The organism is Blautia sp. MCC283 (assembly GCF_018785565.1).
Taxonomy (GTDB): Bacteria; Bacillota; Clostridia; order Lachnospirales; family Lachnospiraceae; genus Blautia_A.
Genome location: NZ_WQQB01000003.1, coordinates 1 through 14327, shown reverse-complemented (window position 1 = coordinate 14327; position 14327 = coordinate 1). Strand labels below are relative to the sequence as shown.

The window sequence follows — 14327 nt, the reverse complement described above, 5'->3', positions numbered from 1 at the left end:
ATGCCACAGAATAAGTTACATTCTCTTACACCACATAAATCCATAAGCCGGAAGCACCACATCCTTAAGCTCCAGAGTCTGTCCGGTAATAAGATCACGGAAGGTTTCTTCTTCCTGCATCCATGCAGTTTTTTCACTGTCACTGAAGTTGAAAATTCCGATAAAACGTTCATTTCCCTTCTGGCGGAGGATGCAGAGAATGCTGTCATCATGAACATCGTATGTATACACATCGCAGTCTTTGTCAAAAACAGATTCCTGGCGGCGGATCTGCTCCATGCGACTCAGTGTCTGGAAGATCTGGCCCTCAACAGAAGTTTTTGATTTCCGTTTTTTCGCGAGATCCCACTGGAAAGCACCGCGGTGGATATAGCGGGAATCCGCTGCTTTATCCGGATCATCTTTATAGGAATAATCATTGAGACGGCCAACTTCATCGGAACTGTAAAGCATTGGGATTCCGGACTGAGTAAGCATATATGCGTGAAGCATCAGATCTTCACGGATACCTCTTTCCAGCTTCTCATCATTTTTTTCAAAAAGTGCAGCCTCGATTCCACACATGGAAGCAGTGGTTCCGCAGAAACGGGCATCCTGAGTTACCGGGTCATCGTTATAAAGCTCTCCGCGGCTGTCGCTTCCCGGATGTTTTCCTGTGAAGAAATCGTTGAGGTAACGCTTGTGGGCCGGCTCGTCCATGCCCCAGTCTTTCAGAGTGGCGAAATCCAGTCCCCAGCCAATGTCATCATGGCAGCGGAGATAATTCAGGAAAGTATACTGCTTCGGAAGGCTGTTCACAATATCCATCTGTTTTTTCAGAAGGCGGATATCACGGGTGGCAATGCTGTTCCAGGTTGTAGCCATTGTTGTTACATTGTAAAGCATATGGCATTCCGGTTTCTCCACGGTTCCAAAGTACGGAACAACTTTTTCCGGTTCCATAACAACCTCGCCCAGAAGAACAACACTCGGGCAGACGATCTCAGCGATCATACGCATCATACGGACGATGGTGTGAACCTGTTTCAGGTTACGGCAAGGAGTTCCCAGCTCTTTCCAGATATACGGAACCGCGTCAATACGGATCACATCCATTCCCTGGTTTGCAAGGAAGAGGAAGTTGTACATCATCTCATTGAAAACACGGGGATTTCCGTAGTTCAGATCCCACTGATAAGGATAAAAAGTAGTCATGACATAATGACCGATATCCGGAAGCCAGGTGAAGTTTCCGGGAGCAGTGGTAGGGAATACCTGCGGTACGGTCTTTTCGTATTCGTCCGGAATCTCGCGGTTGTTGTAAAAGAAGTAACGGCTCATATATTCTCCGTCACCCTGGCGTGCTTTTTTTGCCCACTCGTGATCTTCAGAAGTGTGGTTCATAACAAAATCCATACACAGGTTCATTCCGTTTTTGTGGCATTTGTCAGCAAGGGCGGAAAGATCTTCCATGGTACCAAGATCCGGGCGGACTTTGCGGAAATCCGCAACTGCGTAACCACCGTCGGAACGGCCTTTCGGGGTATCCAGGAAAGGCATCAGATGAAGACAGTTCACGTTGCATTCTTTCAGATATGGAAGTTTTGCGGAAACTCCTTTAATGTTGCCGGCAAAGTTGTCAATATAGAGCATCATGCCAAGCATATCCTTCTGGCGGAACCAGTCCGGATTTTTTTCTCTTTCCAGGTCGCGGTTTTTGAGAGCGCGGCGGCGTGCTGTAAAATACTGATACATCTGGTCGCAGAGCTCTGCAAACATATCGTCATTGTGATAAAGCTCTGTGTACAGCCATCGAAGCTCGTCGTGATGATGGTTTAAACGTTCCTGAAAAATTTCCTGATCTTTTTTCATGATTTCCTCCCTGAATAGATATTTATAGATGTCGGGAAACCTGTAAAATATTTCCCGGCGGTAATGGTTATCTGACATTTTTCCACAGAATTATAGCATGAAGTTTCCAGTACATGAATATACGGGTTGTTATGGAATATGGAAAAATGTTGTAAGTATTTTCAGTCTCCTGTTGTCTGCCGTCGTATCAGAACAGGAGTGATCTTTTTGTGGATCGGTTTTTGAAGCGGTGCCGGTTTTCTTTTCTTCATTTCGTTCATCTGTTCCACAAGCAGTTCCATGGTAGTCTGTGCGATCACATCAATCTGCTGTCCAATAGTAGTGATCGGGATGATGGACTCCGCAGCAATGGGTGAATTATCGAATCCGATGATCTGATATTCATCCGGCAGACAGTTGTATTTCTGGAAGATCAGATTGAGAAATATATTTGCGTAAGTATCATTGGATAAAAATATGCCTTTTTTCTGACCGGAATATTTACTGTCAATATCCTGAAAGATCACACGCATCTGTTCAAAAAGCTCCTGATAGGAATCACCGGAAACATTAAGGTTCAGTTCATAAGGAACATGATATTCCCGGCATGTTTCCTCAAAGGCACGGATACGGTCATAAGCTGGAATATTCTCAGGTACATGGACATTGATGTGGATTAGTACATCACACTGATTACGTATCAGCAGAGAAGTAGCCTGCATGCTGCCCATGTAATTGTCTGTTGTAACGCTGCATATATGTTCTGCTTCACGTTCAATGGCGATCACAGGAATATTATAGGAAGCCAGTTTTTCAGAGGAAAGAGTATGGCTGAGAACAATAAGTCCTTCAATCTTATAAGCCATCAGCTCGTCCAGATACTGCATTTCTTTCTCCGGGCCGCCATCACTGACAAAAACCAGAAATTTGTAATGATAATCGGAGTAACTTCGAAGAAGCTGTGTCAGCATTTCGGAATAATAATGAAGATAAAGGTTCGGGACAATGATCCCTACAAATTCGCTTTTTCCATTGGCAAGAACCCTGGCAAGCTTGTTTTTTCTGTAGCCGAGCTCATCAAGGGCTTTTGCGATCTTTTCCTGATTTTCCAGGGTCAGAGAATCCGGATGATTGAAATATCTGGAGATCGTAGTCTTGGAAAAACCAGTGTATTCTGCAATATCGGCAAATGTTACCTGTTTTTTAGCCATAAAAAAATAGTCTCCTTTTAACAGCAGAAAGTTATGATACGGAATGCAGATGTGATCATATAAGAGAAATCTGCAGACCGTACAAGATAATTGGATTGATGTAATTAAGTATAACAATACAGACGTTAAATAGCAATAAAAAATAACCAGTTAAGTTACCGGTAACTTTTCTTGAATAAATTAACAAAAAAGGTTGACAGAAGCTATGTCATATAGTAGTATCAAATTATAAAGTAACCGGTTACTTTACCGGTTACTAAACAAGAACGAAAGAACAAAAACGGGAGGAAAAGAGAATGAAAAAAGGTTCTGCGAAAGCTGTTCCGGCAGGAAAAAGAACTGCTGCAGAAAAGCTTCAGTATGTGAAAAAGAACTGGCAGCTGTATGTGTTTTTTCTGCTGCCTGCACTTCTTCTGACGATCATCTTCAAATACGTGCCCATGGGTGGCGTACTGATCGCTTTTGAGGACTACAATGTCATTGATGGTGTATTTGGAAGCAAATGGGTAGGACTGGAATACTTCCGGAGATTTCTGGCATCACCGGATTTTATGAATTATCTTGTGAACACTTTGAAACTGAGTATTTACGGACTGCTGTGGGGATTTCCGATTCCGATCATCCTGGCACTTCTTCTGAATCAGATCCGGAGAGCCGGGATCAGGAAAAAAATTCAGCTTCTGATCTATGCGCCGAATTTTATTTCCGTTATCGTACTCTGTGGTATGGTTCGTATGTTTCTTTCACCGGTAGGTCCGCTGAATAAACTGATCGGTTCCGATGCCAACTGGATGACTATGCCGGCAGCATTTCGTACCATTTACATAGCCAGCGGAATCTGGCAGACAGCCGGATGGGCATCCATTATGTATACTGCAGCACTTGCCAATGCAAGTAAGGATCTGGAAGAGGCGGCAGTGGTGGATGGAGCAAATATCCTGCAGCAGATCTGGTATGTACAGCTTCCGGCTATTAAAAACATCATTGTGATCCAGTTTATCCTTCAGGCCGGAAATATTATGAGCATTGGTTTTGAAAAAGCATATGCACTGCAGACAGATATGAACCTTCCTGCATCTGAGATTCTTTCTACTTATGTATACAGAATCGGTCTTCTGAATGGAGACTATGGATATTCTACAGCAGTGGGGCTGTTTAATTCAGTGATCAATGTAATTCTTTTGATCTTTGTAAACTGGGTAGTCAAGAAACTGAATGACGGAGAGGGATTATAGGAGGTGCTGTTATGGCAAAAGCAAAGAAAAAGAAATATTCGGCATCTGACAAAGCCATTTTAGGAATCGGATACGTACTTCTGGGTGCATTTGTACTTTCCATTCTGGTTCCGCTTTTATATGTTGTGATCGCATCCTTTATGGATCCGAATGTGCTGAACAGCCAGGGGATCAGCTTTGATGTGCGGAAGTGGACGATTGATGCGTACCGCAGAGTTCTTGAAAATAATATGATCTGGAGAGGCTTTGCAAACTCATTTTTTTATTCCCTGGTGTTTACCATTATTTCAGTTCTGGTAACTCTGCTGGCAGCATATCCAATGTCCAAGAAAGAATTTGTGGGAAGAAATTTCTTCAATGTTATTTTTCTCATTACCATGTTTTTCGGTGGAGGAATGATCCCGACTTTTATCCTGATCAATCAGCTGCATCTGGTAAATACAATCTGGGCAATCCTGCTTCCGGGTGCGTTTAATGTCTGGAATATGATCCTTGCCAGAACCTATTATCAGTCTATCCCCAAGGAACTCAGAGAGGCATCTGCCATTGACGGTGCCACGGAAATCGAGCATTTTTTCAAGATTATGATGCCGGTATGCAAACCGATCATCGCAGTGCTTGCACTGTGGTCCTTTGTAGGAATGTGGAATAGTTATTTTGATGCTATGATTTATTTGAATGATGCGAAACTGCAGCCATTGCAGCTGGTACTTCGTTCCATCCTTGTACAGAATACACCGCAGCCAGGAATGATCGCAGATATCCAGAGTACTGCACAGATGGCAAAGGTAGCGGAACTTCTGAAATATGCTACGATCATTGTATCAAGTTTACCGCTTCTGATCATGTATCCATTCTTCCAGAAATATTTTGACCAGGGCATTATGGTTGGTTCTGTAAAAGGCTGATGACAGGAGGTTGATAATGATGAAAAAAAGAATGAAGGCATTATTGGCAATCGGGCTTTCTGCAATTATAATGGTATGCAGTGCCGGATGTGGAAATGGAAAAGAACACATGAAAGCAGAAACAGATCCGGATACCCCGGTGGAAGATGTGTCCTTTCCTCTGAAAGAAAAAGCAGAGCTGTCTTTTATTACCAGTGCACCTGCAACATCTACACAGGAACCTAATGAAAGAACGATCTTTGAAAGACTGGAAAAGCAGACCAATGTCCACATTGACTGGACCTGTTTTGTATCGGATCAGTTTGATGACAAAAAAAATCTGGCGCTGGCACAGTTCGGAAATCTTCCGGATGGACTTTTTAACGCAGGGATGAGTGATTATGATCTTCTTCGTTATGCCAAACAGGGAATCATTATTCCGGTAGAAAATCTCATTGATAAATACATGCCGAATCTTAAGGCTGTATTTGAAAAATACCCGGAATACAGAACAATGTGTACAGCACCGGACGGACATATTTATTCTTTCCCATGGATCGAGCAGCTTGGTGCGGGGAAAGAAGCCATTCAGGCAATTGGAGATATTCCCTACATTAATAAAAAATGGCTGGATTATCTGAAGCTGGACGTTCCGACTACAACTGAGGAACTGGAACAGGTTCTGATCGCTTTCCGCGACAATGCAGATAAACTGGAAAAGAAATTCAATATTGAGGGTGGTGTGATCCCGATGTCCTTTATCATCAATAATGGTGATCAGGATCCTGCAATTCTCATCAACGGATTCGGAGAAGGATATGGTGACACCGGTGATCATTTTGCAGTGAAAGATGATGGAACCGTTATTTATACAACTGTACAGGAAGGCTATAAAGAAGGTATCCAGTGGCTCCATCAGTTGGTAGAAGAAAAGCTGGTGGATCCGGAGGCTTTTACCCAGGAATGGTCAACTTATGTTGCAAAAGGTAAGAACCACAGATATGGTCTGTGTTTCACCTGGGATATTGCAAATATTGATAACAATGAAGATTATGTAATGCTCCCGGCGCTGGCCGGTCCGGATGGTCTTGTAAATATCACAAGACAGAATAACAGTGAAACCAGTGGCTTTGACAGAGGACGCTGCGTTCTGACTACAAGCTGTCGGAATACGGCACTGGCAGCAGCATGGATCGATCAGATGTATGCACCGATCCAGTCTCCGCAGAATAACTGGGGTACTTACGGGGAAAAAGATTCATTTAATATCTTTGAGATGTCCGAGAATGCAGAAGGTGGTCAGATGCTGAAACATATGGATCTGGGAGATGCATCTCCGGTAGAGGTTCGTGAAGCACAGTCTGTAAACGGACCGTTGGCAATACTTAACGAGTATTACGATGTATATGTAACAGAGCCGGCAGATGCAAAATGGCGTCTCGACAATATGCACGAAACATATCTTAAGGATATGAACAGTAAATATGTGTATCCGAATGTATTTATGAGTATTGATGATACCAATAAGGTATCTCAGTACGACACAGATATCAAGAAGTATGCGGAACAGAAAAAAGCAGACTGGATCCTGAATGGCGGCATCGATAAAGAATGGGATTCCTATCTGAAAAAGATGGAGCAGTATGGACTGTCTGATTATCTGGCAATCAAACAGAAATATTTTGACCAGTATCAGAAGTCTCTTAGTGAGACAGAGAAATAAAAACAGAAAAAGATACCGGTCAGAAACATAAAAAAGAAAGAGAGAGCAGAGTATGAGTGAAAAACTTGAAAAAGCACGTCTTTATGAAATAGAGGAAGCAAAAAATATCCCGCAGGAAGAGAAACCGGCCTTTCATGTATCTGCACCGGTTGGCTGGATCAATGATCCCAATGGATTTTCTGTTTTTAAAGGAAAGGTACATCTTTTTTACCAGTATCATCCTTACAGCCGTGACTGGGGCCCTATGCACTGGGGCCATAGTGTGACGGAGGATATGATCAGATGGGAGCAGCTTCCTGCAGCGCTTGCACCGGATCAGGAATATGATCGAGAGGGATGCTTTTCCGGAAGTGCTATTGAAGCGGATGGAAAACAGGCTTTGATCTACACAGGAGTTACAACAGAAAAGCTGCCTGATGGAAAAGAAGAAGTCCGGCAGAATCAGTGCCTTGCCTGGGGTGACGGAAAAGATTATGTAAAGGCAGAGAAAAATCCGATAGTCACCGGGGATATGCTTCCGGAGAAATGCAGCAGAGTTGATTTCCGCGATCCGAAGATATGGGAAGATAACGGAATATACTATATGCTCGTAGGATGCCGCAGCGAAGAAATTCCTGGACAGGTAGTTCTGTTTTCCAGTAAAGATCTGAAAGAATGGAAATTTGAAACAATTCTTGCGGAGAACTCCACAGGAGAAATCGGTGTTATGTGGGAATGCCCCGATTTCTTTCCGCTCGGGGATAAACATGTGCTGATCTGTTCTCCGCAGCATATGCGGGCAAAAGGGTATGAGTTTCATAATGGACATAATTCCCTGTATTTTACGGGAGATTATGACAGCGAAAAACATACATTTGAAAAAGACGCACCGGTAAGTCTGGACTACGGACTTGATTTTTATGCGCCGCAGACAACCCTTCTTCCAGATGGAAGAAGAGTGATGATCGCCTGGATGAAATCCTGGGATAGCTGTGTGATCAAGGAAAAGCAGAGATGGCAGGGAATGATGACTCTTCCGAGAGAGCTGGAATATCGTGACGGAAAGATCTGGCAGAAGCCGGTCCGAGAAATTGAGAATTATCGGAAAAACCGTTGCTGTTATGAGAATGTAAAAGTGGGTGAGAGCTTAAGCCTTGAAGGCGTCCGTGGCCGAATGATCGATCTGACTGTGGAACTGCAGAACGCAGATGGCATCATGGATGGAAGCAGGAACTCCGGAAATCCAAATCAGGAAGCATTGGATGTGTACAATGAGTTCCGGATCGAGCTTGCACGCAATGAAGAATATACAACGGTCTTTACCTATGATCGAAAAAGACAGATACTGGAAATCGACAGAACCTGGAGCGGGGTGCAGCGTGATGTTGTATGTACAAGAAAGCTCCAGATCACAGATGACAGACAAAATCTGAAGCTGCGTTTTATCCTGGATCGAAGCTCCATAGAGCTTTTTATCAATGATGGAAGCAAAACTGCGACTACCGTGATCCCAACACCAGTGGAAGCAGATGAGATCCTGTTTCACAGTGACGGAAATGCTGTGATCCAGGTTGAGAAATATGATATTGTGTTGTAGAAGCCTCTCAAATATTGACAATTTCTCTATTTTTGTATAACATAGGGGAAGTTGCTTACGCCGGATCAGGAGTTATTCGTATCTCCTGATCCGGCATATATTTACAGGAGAGGAACACAGGAATGTTTTATCAGTTAAAAATCACAAGAAAAGGAACGAAACCGCCGGTATGGAGACGTTGTACTGTTGCGGCTGACGTTACATTTGCAAATATGGCAGCCATGCTTGAAAAACTGGTTCAGTATCCGGCAGGCAGCCTATATGAGATTGAATTTTTTCAGAAAAAAGTACAGATCCGTGAGAACGGTGACGGAGAAGTGAAGAATAATTTCACATTATTAAATGCAGGCGAGACAGAGACTGCAGAGCTTATGGATTCTGAGAAATGGTTTACCTTCCGTCAGTATGGTGCGGATAAGGAAGCTCCGGAATACAGAGTTGATATTGAGAAGAAAGACGAGGGAACAGCAGAAGCTCCTTCTATTGTAAAAGAAGTAAAGGGTGAGGATGATCCGTACTGGACAGAGGCACCAGAGCTGGGATGCACTGCAGCAGTTGAAACTGAGGTGGAAACAGCCAAAGCATCTGAAGACATTGCTGCAACAGTAGCGGCAGTAGAGGCAGCAGCCAGAGCTGCAAAAGCAGATGAGGCAGCCACAGGTAGCAGAAGAAATCCTACAGTAAAAGATTTCCTCATGTCCTATCGTAAAGAAGACCTTCTCAGCATTGCAGGTGAGCTTGGACTTCACTGCAAGGGAATGGATCAGGAAGAGATCGCCGCAAAGGTTGCCGCAGAGGTTCTTAAACCGGAGGTTATGAAAGCAAGCTTCCTCGTAGCAGACGATCAGGAGGTACTGGCTTTTGAGGCGGCTATTCAGAGAAAATGCTTCCATGTTACAGAGGATGAGTGGAATACATTAGAATGGCTGAACGATATGGGCTACCTTGTTTCCTACAGTGATGATTACGCAGAAGTTCCGGCAGAGGTTGCAGCTGTTTACGATCAGATCAATACACCGGAGTTCCAGACACTTCGCAGCCAAGTAAACTGGCTGAAGGATTGCCTTATTATGGTAAGCTATCTGTATGTATCTGCACCGGCAAAGACCGTATATGAGATGTTTAAGCAGAGAAAAGGTTTTGACATCGGATATGACAGCTTCATCGAGCTGTATCATACCATTCCGGAGAAGGCCTGTATCTGTGAGCTTGCGGAGGATCAGCTGATTCTGAAATCCGCACTGGTCAATAACATCTACAAGGATATCGAGAGACGTCAGGGTGGACGGAAATTCTATATTCCGTCTGTAGATGAGATCCTGGATTATTCCGAAAACGGGTATCCAACAAAATCTGCTTCTTACCAGAGACTGGGCAGATTCCTGCTGGATGAGATAAAGGTTTCCGATGCAGTGAAGGATCAGGTACTGTTCTTTATTTACAAAGAATGCTCCATGGATGGCAGAATGTCAGCAATCATGGAAAACCTGAACCAGAAGGGGATCCAGTTTAACGATGAGCAGCTTGAGAAATTTACAAAGCTGATCATGGAGGCAAACAATAACACAAGAATGCTGGAATTCCGCGGTTACACACCGAATGAGATTTCAGGAGCAGTATGGCCGTTTGCCACAGGCAAGCCGCACACTGCAATGCCGAACAGCTTTGTGCCGACAGCAATGCCGATGCAGCCGGCATCTGCAAGAAAAATCTATCCCAACGATCCGTGTCCGTGCGGAAGCGGTAAGAAATATAAGAAGTGCTGCGGAAGAAGATAATTCTGCAGAAAATTTACCGTAATTCCGGAGTTGAAAGTTCCCATAGATCGTTGCGGAGCGACTGCGCTCATGAGTGAGCAGCGAACGCGGATGATCTGGTTCGATTTATCGTTTGATGCAGTATCTCCGGAAATACCATACAAATTAATATAAGACAGTTCGTTTGTACCATCCTGTCTATAAATAAAACCAGGGCTGAAGAAGATGTGAGAATCAGGGCAGACTCGTGGCGGGTCTGCCCTTTTTTTACTTTAACTGGATCAAGGCCGGGAATCCCGGTTTTTTTTATTTATGGAAATATTCGGGTGGTGTGACAGATCCAGAAGGAGGAAAAATTTATGTATCAGTTAAAAACAGAAGCAGATTTCGATTCGGCACACTTTCTGTCCGGTTACACCGGCAAATGTTCCAATATCCATGGCCATCGCTGGCATGTGGAGATTGAGATCGAAAGCCGGAAGCTGGAGAAAAACGGCCAGGGGCGAGGGATGCTGGTAGACTTCGGAGATCTGAAAAAGGATCTTCGGGAGCTGGCAGATTCCATGGATCACACGCTGATCTATGAAGAAAATACATTACGTCCGAAAACCCTGGAAGCACTGGATGAAGAAGGCTTTCATCTGGTGAAGGTTCCCTTTCGCCCTACAGCAGAGAATTTTTCAGAGTATTTTTTCAGGAAAATGGAAGAAAAGGGCTATCCTGTAAAAAGAGCTGTTGTTTACGAAACACCAAATAACTGTGCAGCTTACCGGGAAACGGAAGAAGAAACGGAGGCGGTATGGCTATGAGTACCTATCAGGTTGTAGAGAAATTTGTCAGCATCAACGGAGAGGGCAGACGGGCAGGAGAGCTTGCCGCTTTTATCCGGTTTAAGGGCTGCAATCTTCAGTGCAGCTATTGTGATACCAGCTGGGCAAATGAGCCGGGATGTGAGAGTGAAAGGCTGACAGAAGAAGAGATCCTTTCCTGGATCCGTGAAACAGGCGTAAAAAATGTGACACTTACAGGCGGGGAACCACTTTTACGGAAAGGCATGGAGGAGCTGATCGAGGCAATCCTGGAGGATCCATCCCAGCGGGTGGAGATTGAGACCAATGGAAGCGTAGATCTGAAGCCTTATCATATATTAAAAAAACGTCCGTCCTTTACCATGGATTATAAAACACCGGACAGCGTCATGGAAAAAGAGATGCTCCTTTCCAATCTGGAGCTTCTGGGCAGTGAGGATACGCTGAAATTCGTGGTCAGCAGCCGCAGAGATATGGAAAAAGCTCTGGAAATCCTGGAAAAGTACAGGCTGGTCGGAAAAACGGCAGTTTATTTCAGCCCTGTTTTCGGCAGGATCCAGCCGGTGGAGATCGTGGATTTCCTTATGGAAAAAAAGCTCAACGATGTAAAGCTTCAGATCCAGCTTCATAAGGTGATCTGGGACCCGCAGAAACGGGGAGTATGACAGGAAAACATATCACAATATAACAAGAAATACCGCAGAAAAGGAGAACGCTATGAAAGCACTTGTACTTGCAAGCGGCGGTGTGGATTCCACCACCTGCCTGGGGCTTGCCGTAAACAAATATGGAAAAGAGAATGTAATTGCATTAACAGTAGCTTACGGACAGAAGCACACAAAAGAAATTGAGGCTGCCAGAAAAACAGCAGAATATTACGGAGTGGAGCATCTTTATCTGGATCTGGAGCCGATCTTCCGGTACAGTGACTGCTCGCTGCTGAAGCATTCAGACAGAGAGATCCCGCACGAAAGCTATGCAGAGCAGCTGAAGGAAACCGATGGCTCACCGGTTTCAACCTATGTGCCGTTCCGGAACGGATTATTTCTTTCCTCGGCAGCAAGTATTGCGCTGTCAAAAAACTGCAGTGTGATCTATTACGGAGCACATGCGGATGATGCAGCCGGAAATGCATATCCGGACTGCAGCAGTGCGTTTCACAATGCGATCAACGAGGCGATCTATCAGGGAAGCGGCGGCCAGCTGAAGGTTGAGGCGCCTTTTGTCAGCTGCACAAAGGCAGAGGTCGTAAAAACCGGCCTGGAGCTGAATGTTCCTTATGAACTGACCTGGAGCTGTTACGAAGGCGGCGAAAAGCCCTGCGGTGTGTGCGGAACCTGTATTGACAGAGCAGAGGCATTCCGTCTCAATGGAGTGAAGGACCCGGCACTTGACAGATAGATCGGATCATAAATATCCGCCTGACCATAGAAAGGAAAAAAATATGAGCAGAGAAAACCTGGAAAAAGAAGGGATCACCCTTCTCGGAAATCAGAAAGTAAAATATCCGGACAATTATGCTCCGGAGGTACTGGAAACATTTTTGAACAAGCACCCGGACAACGATTACTTTGTAAAATTTAACTGCCCGGAATTTACAAGCCTTTGTCCCATTACCGGACAGCCGGATTTTGCGACGATCACGATATCCTACGTACCCGGTGAAAAAATGGTGGAGAGCAAATCTCTGAAGCTGTACCTTTTCAGCTTCCGCAATCACGGAGATTTTCATGAGGATTGCGTGAACATCATTATGAAGGATCTGATCCGGCTTATGGACCCGAAATACATTGAGGTCTGGGGAAAATTTACGCCGAGAGGCGGCATTTCCATTGATCCATACTGCAATTACGGAAAGACCGGAACCAGATGGGAGGAGATTGCCTGGAAACGTCTGACAGAGCATGACATGTACCCTGAAAAGATCGATAACCGGTAGAAAAACAAAAAGTCCCTGTTTTCACTGCGAAAAGCAATGAAAGCAGGGGCTTTTTGTTTAGGTGTGCCTGACCGCGCAGGTTTATCTTTATGACAGCCGGATGCACTCCGATTCTGTGCCAAACAGATCAGCGATCACATCGTGCACGGTTTCGATCTTATCTGCCATATAGGCCTTTGCTCCGCAGAACAGCAGGCCGTTTTCCACGTCGCCCTTTACGGCGGCGATCAGCTTGTCTGTAATGCAGTAAGGGATCTCGCCGGGAGAACATTTGGCAAGGCAGCGGTGGCAGGGACTGTGCGGGATCTTTTCTCCGGCCATGACGTGCTGCATGAAGGGATTCATAATGGCACGTCCCGGCATACCTACCGGACTTTTTACAATGGCAATGTCGTCCTTTGCGGCGTGGATCAGGGATTCTTTCAGCCGGATGTCTGCGTCACATTCTTCCGTTGGGATAAAACGGGTGGCGACCTGAACGCCGTCCACACCAAGATCAAGGACATGCTTTACATCCTCGTGCGTGGCGATGCCGCCGGCAGCTACTACAGGGATTTCCGTGCCGAATTTTGCGGCATAGCTTTTTACAGTCTGGACGATCTTTCGGATCTCATTGTCGTAGGCTTCCGGTGTATAGGAATCCAGCTCTTCCTTGTGGAAGCCCAGATGACCGCCTGCCTGGGGACCTTCGATCACCACAAGGTCTGCAGTGCGCTTGTACTTTCTTTCCCAGTATTTCAGGATAACCTTTGCAGATTTGTCCGTTGAGACGATGGGGGCAATCTTTGTTTTGCTTCCGCTGACAAGAGCAGGGAGCTCTGTAGGAAGTCCTGCACCGGAGATGATCAGGTCAGCGCCGGCATGGACAGCGGCTTTTACATGAGATGCGTACTCCTTCAGTGCAACCATGATGTTGTAGCCGATGATACCGTCAGGAGAAATCCTGCGTGCTTTTTTCATCTCGGACAGGATAGCCCGCTGGTTGGCTTCTTCGGTATTCCGGTCGAAATCCTTTTCCCGGTAGCCGATCTGAGCGGTGGAAATGATTCCGATCCCGCCTTCCTTTGCAACGGTGCCTGCCAGACGGCCAAGGCTGATGCCAACGCCCATTCCACCCTGGATCAGGGGAAATTTCGTAAGTTTATCACCGATTTTAAAATTCTTCATAATGATCAGATCCTCACATTCATTTGCGTTCTTTAAATGATTTTAATATAAAATAGTTTTATCATCAAAGTATATCATAACAGGGAAATTTGTCAATGTATATGTAGGAAGGTTCACGACAAACGCATGAATGGTTAGCAACTGCAAATTCTATTTTTTTCTACTTTTTAAGCTTCTAAAAGCTCTTCTAAAT

The 14327-nt window shown here is 44.9% G+C and carries 12 protein-coding genes; 9 read left to right on the top strand and 3 right to left on the bottom strand.

Going from position 1 to position 14327, the window contains the following annotated elements; translation table 11 throughout:
• Nucleotides 1-15: 15 nt before the first annotated feature.
• Nucleotides 16-1851: an amylosucrase gene (locus tag GPK81_RS00735; RefSeq protein WP_215706366.1), complete on the bottom strand. Its 1836-nt coding sequence runs from the start codon at nt 1849-1851 to the stop codon at nt 16-18.
• A gap of 161 nt (nt 1852-2012) precedes the next feature.
• A complete protein-coding gene (locus GPK81_RS00730; RefSeq protein ID WP_015526650.1) occupies nt 2013-3041 on the bottom strand; it encodes a LacI family DNA-binding transcriptional regulator in 1029 nt (342 codons plus the stop codon).
• A 296-nt stretch (nt 3042-3337) separates the two neighbouring features.
• On the opposite strand from GPK81_RS00730, the gene GPK81_RS00725 reads away from it, so the two are divergent.
• The 9 genes from GPK81_RS00725 (at nt 3338) to queF (ending at nt 12967) form a co-directional block, all read left to right on the top strand.
• Complete coding sequence (locus GPK81_RS00725) at nt 3338-4276, top strand: ABC transporter permease (RefSeq protein WP_015526649.1); 939 nt, start codon at nt 3338-3340, stop codon at nt 4274-4276.
• A gap of 11 nt (nt 4277-4287) precedes the next feature.
• Nucleotides 4288-5184 (top strand): carbohydrate ABC transporter permease, encoded by an 897-nt coding sequence (locus GPK81_RS00720; RefSeq protein ID WP_015526648.1) that lies wholly within the window; start codon nt 4288-4290, stop codon nt 5182-5184.
• A gap of 70 nt (nt 5185-5254) precedes the next feature.
• Complete coding sequence (locus tag GPK81_RS00715) at nt 5255-6886, top strand: ABC transporter substrate-binding protein (RefSeq protein WP_370817453.1); 1632 nt, start codon at nt 5255-5257, stop codon at nt 6884-6886.
• Between the two features lie 52 nt (nt 6887-6938).
• Complete coding sequence (locus GPK81_RS00710) at nt 6939-8462, top strand: glycoside hydrolase family 32 protein (RefSeq protein WP_021976188.1); 1524 nt, start codon at nt 6939-6941, stop codon at nt 8460-8462.
• A 122-nt stretch (nt 8463-8584) separates the two neighbouring features.
• Complete coding sequence (locus GPK81_RS00705; RefSeq protein WP_118170138.1) at nt 8585-10240, top strand: YecA family protein; 1656 nt, start codon at nt 8585-8587, stop codon at nt 10238-10240.
• Nucleotides 10241-10578: 338 nt separating this feature from the next.
• Complete coding sequence (queD, locus tag GPK81_RS00700; protein ID WP_021976186.1) at nt 10579-11028, top strand: 6-carboxytetrahydropterin synthase QueD; 450 nt, start codon at nt 10579-10581, stop codon at nt 11026-11028.
• A complete protein-coding gene (gene queE / locus GPK81_RS00695; protein ID WP_215706365.1) occupies nt 11025-11693 on the top strand; it encodes a putative 7-carboxy-7-deazaguanine synthase QueE in 669 nt (222 codons plus the stop codon). The genes queD and queE overlap by 4 nt, the downstream gene beginning before the upstream one ends.
• 19 nt (nt 11694-11712) lie before the next feature.
• Nucleotides 11713-12429 (top strand): 7-cyano-7-deazaguanine synthase QueC, encoded by a 717-nt coding sequence (gene queC / locus GPK81_RS00690; protein WP_256164017.1) that lies wholly within the window; start codon nt 11713-11715, stop codon nt 12427-12429.
• A 43-nt stretch (nt 12430-12472) separates the two neighbouring features.
• Nucleotides 12473-12967, top strand: coding sequence for a preQ(1) synthase (gene queF / locus GPK81_RS00685; protein WP_021652909.1), 495 nt, complete (start codon nt 12473-12475; stop codon nt 12965-12967).
• An 87-nt stretch (nt 12968-13054) separates the two neighbouring features.
• On the opposite strand, the gene GPK81_RS00680 is transcribed toward queF, so the two are convergent.
• Nucleotides 13055-14134, bottom strand: a complete 1080-nt coding sequence (locus GPK81_RS00680; RefSeq protein WP_178688190.1) for an NAD(P)H-dependent flavin oxidoreductase — start codon at nt 14132-14134, stop codon at nt 13055-13057.
• Nucleotides 14135-14327 lie beyond the last annotated feature (193 nt).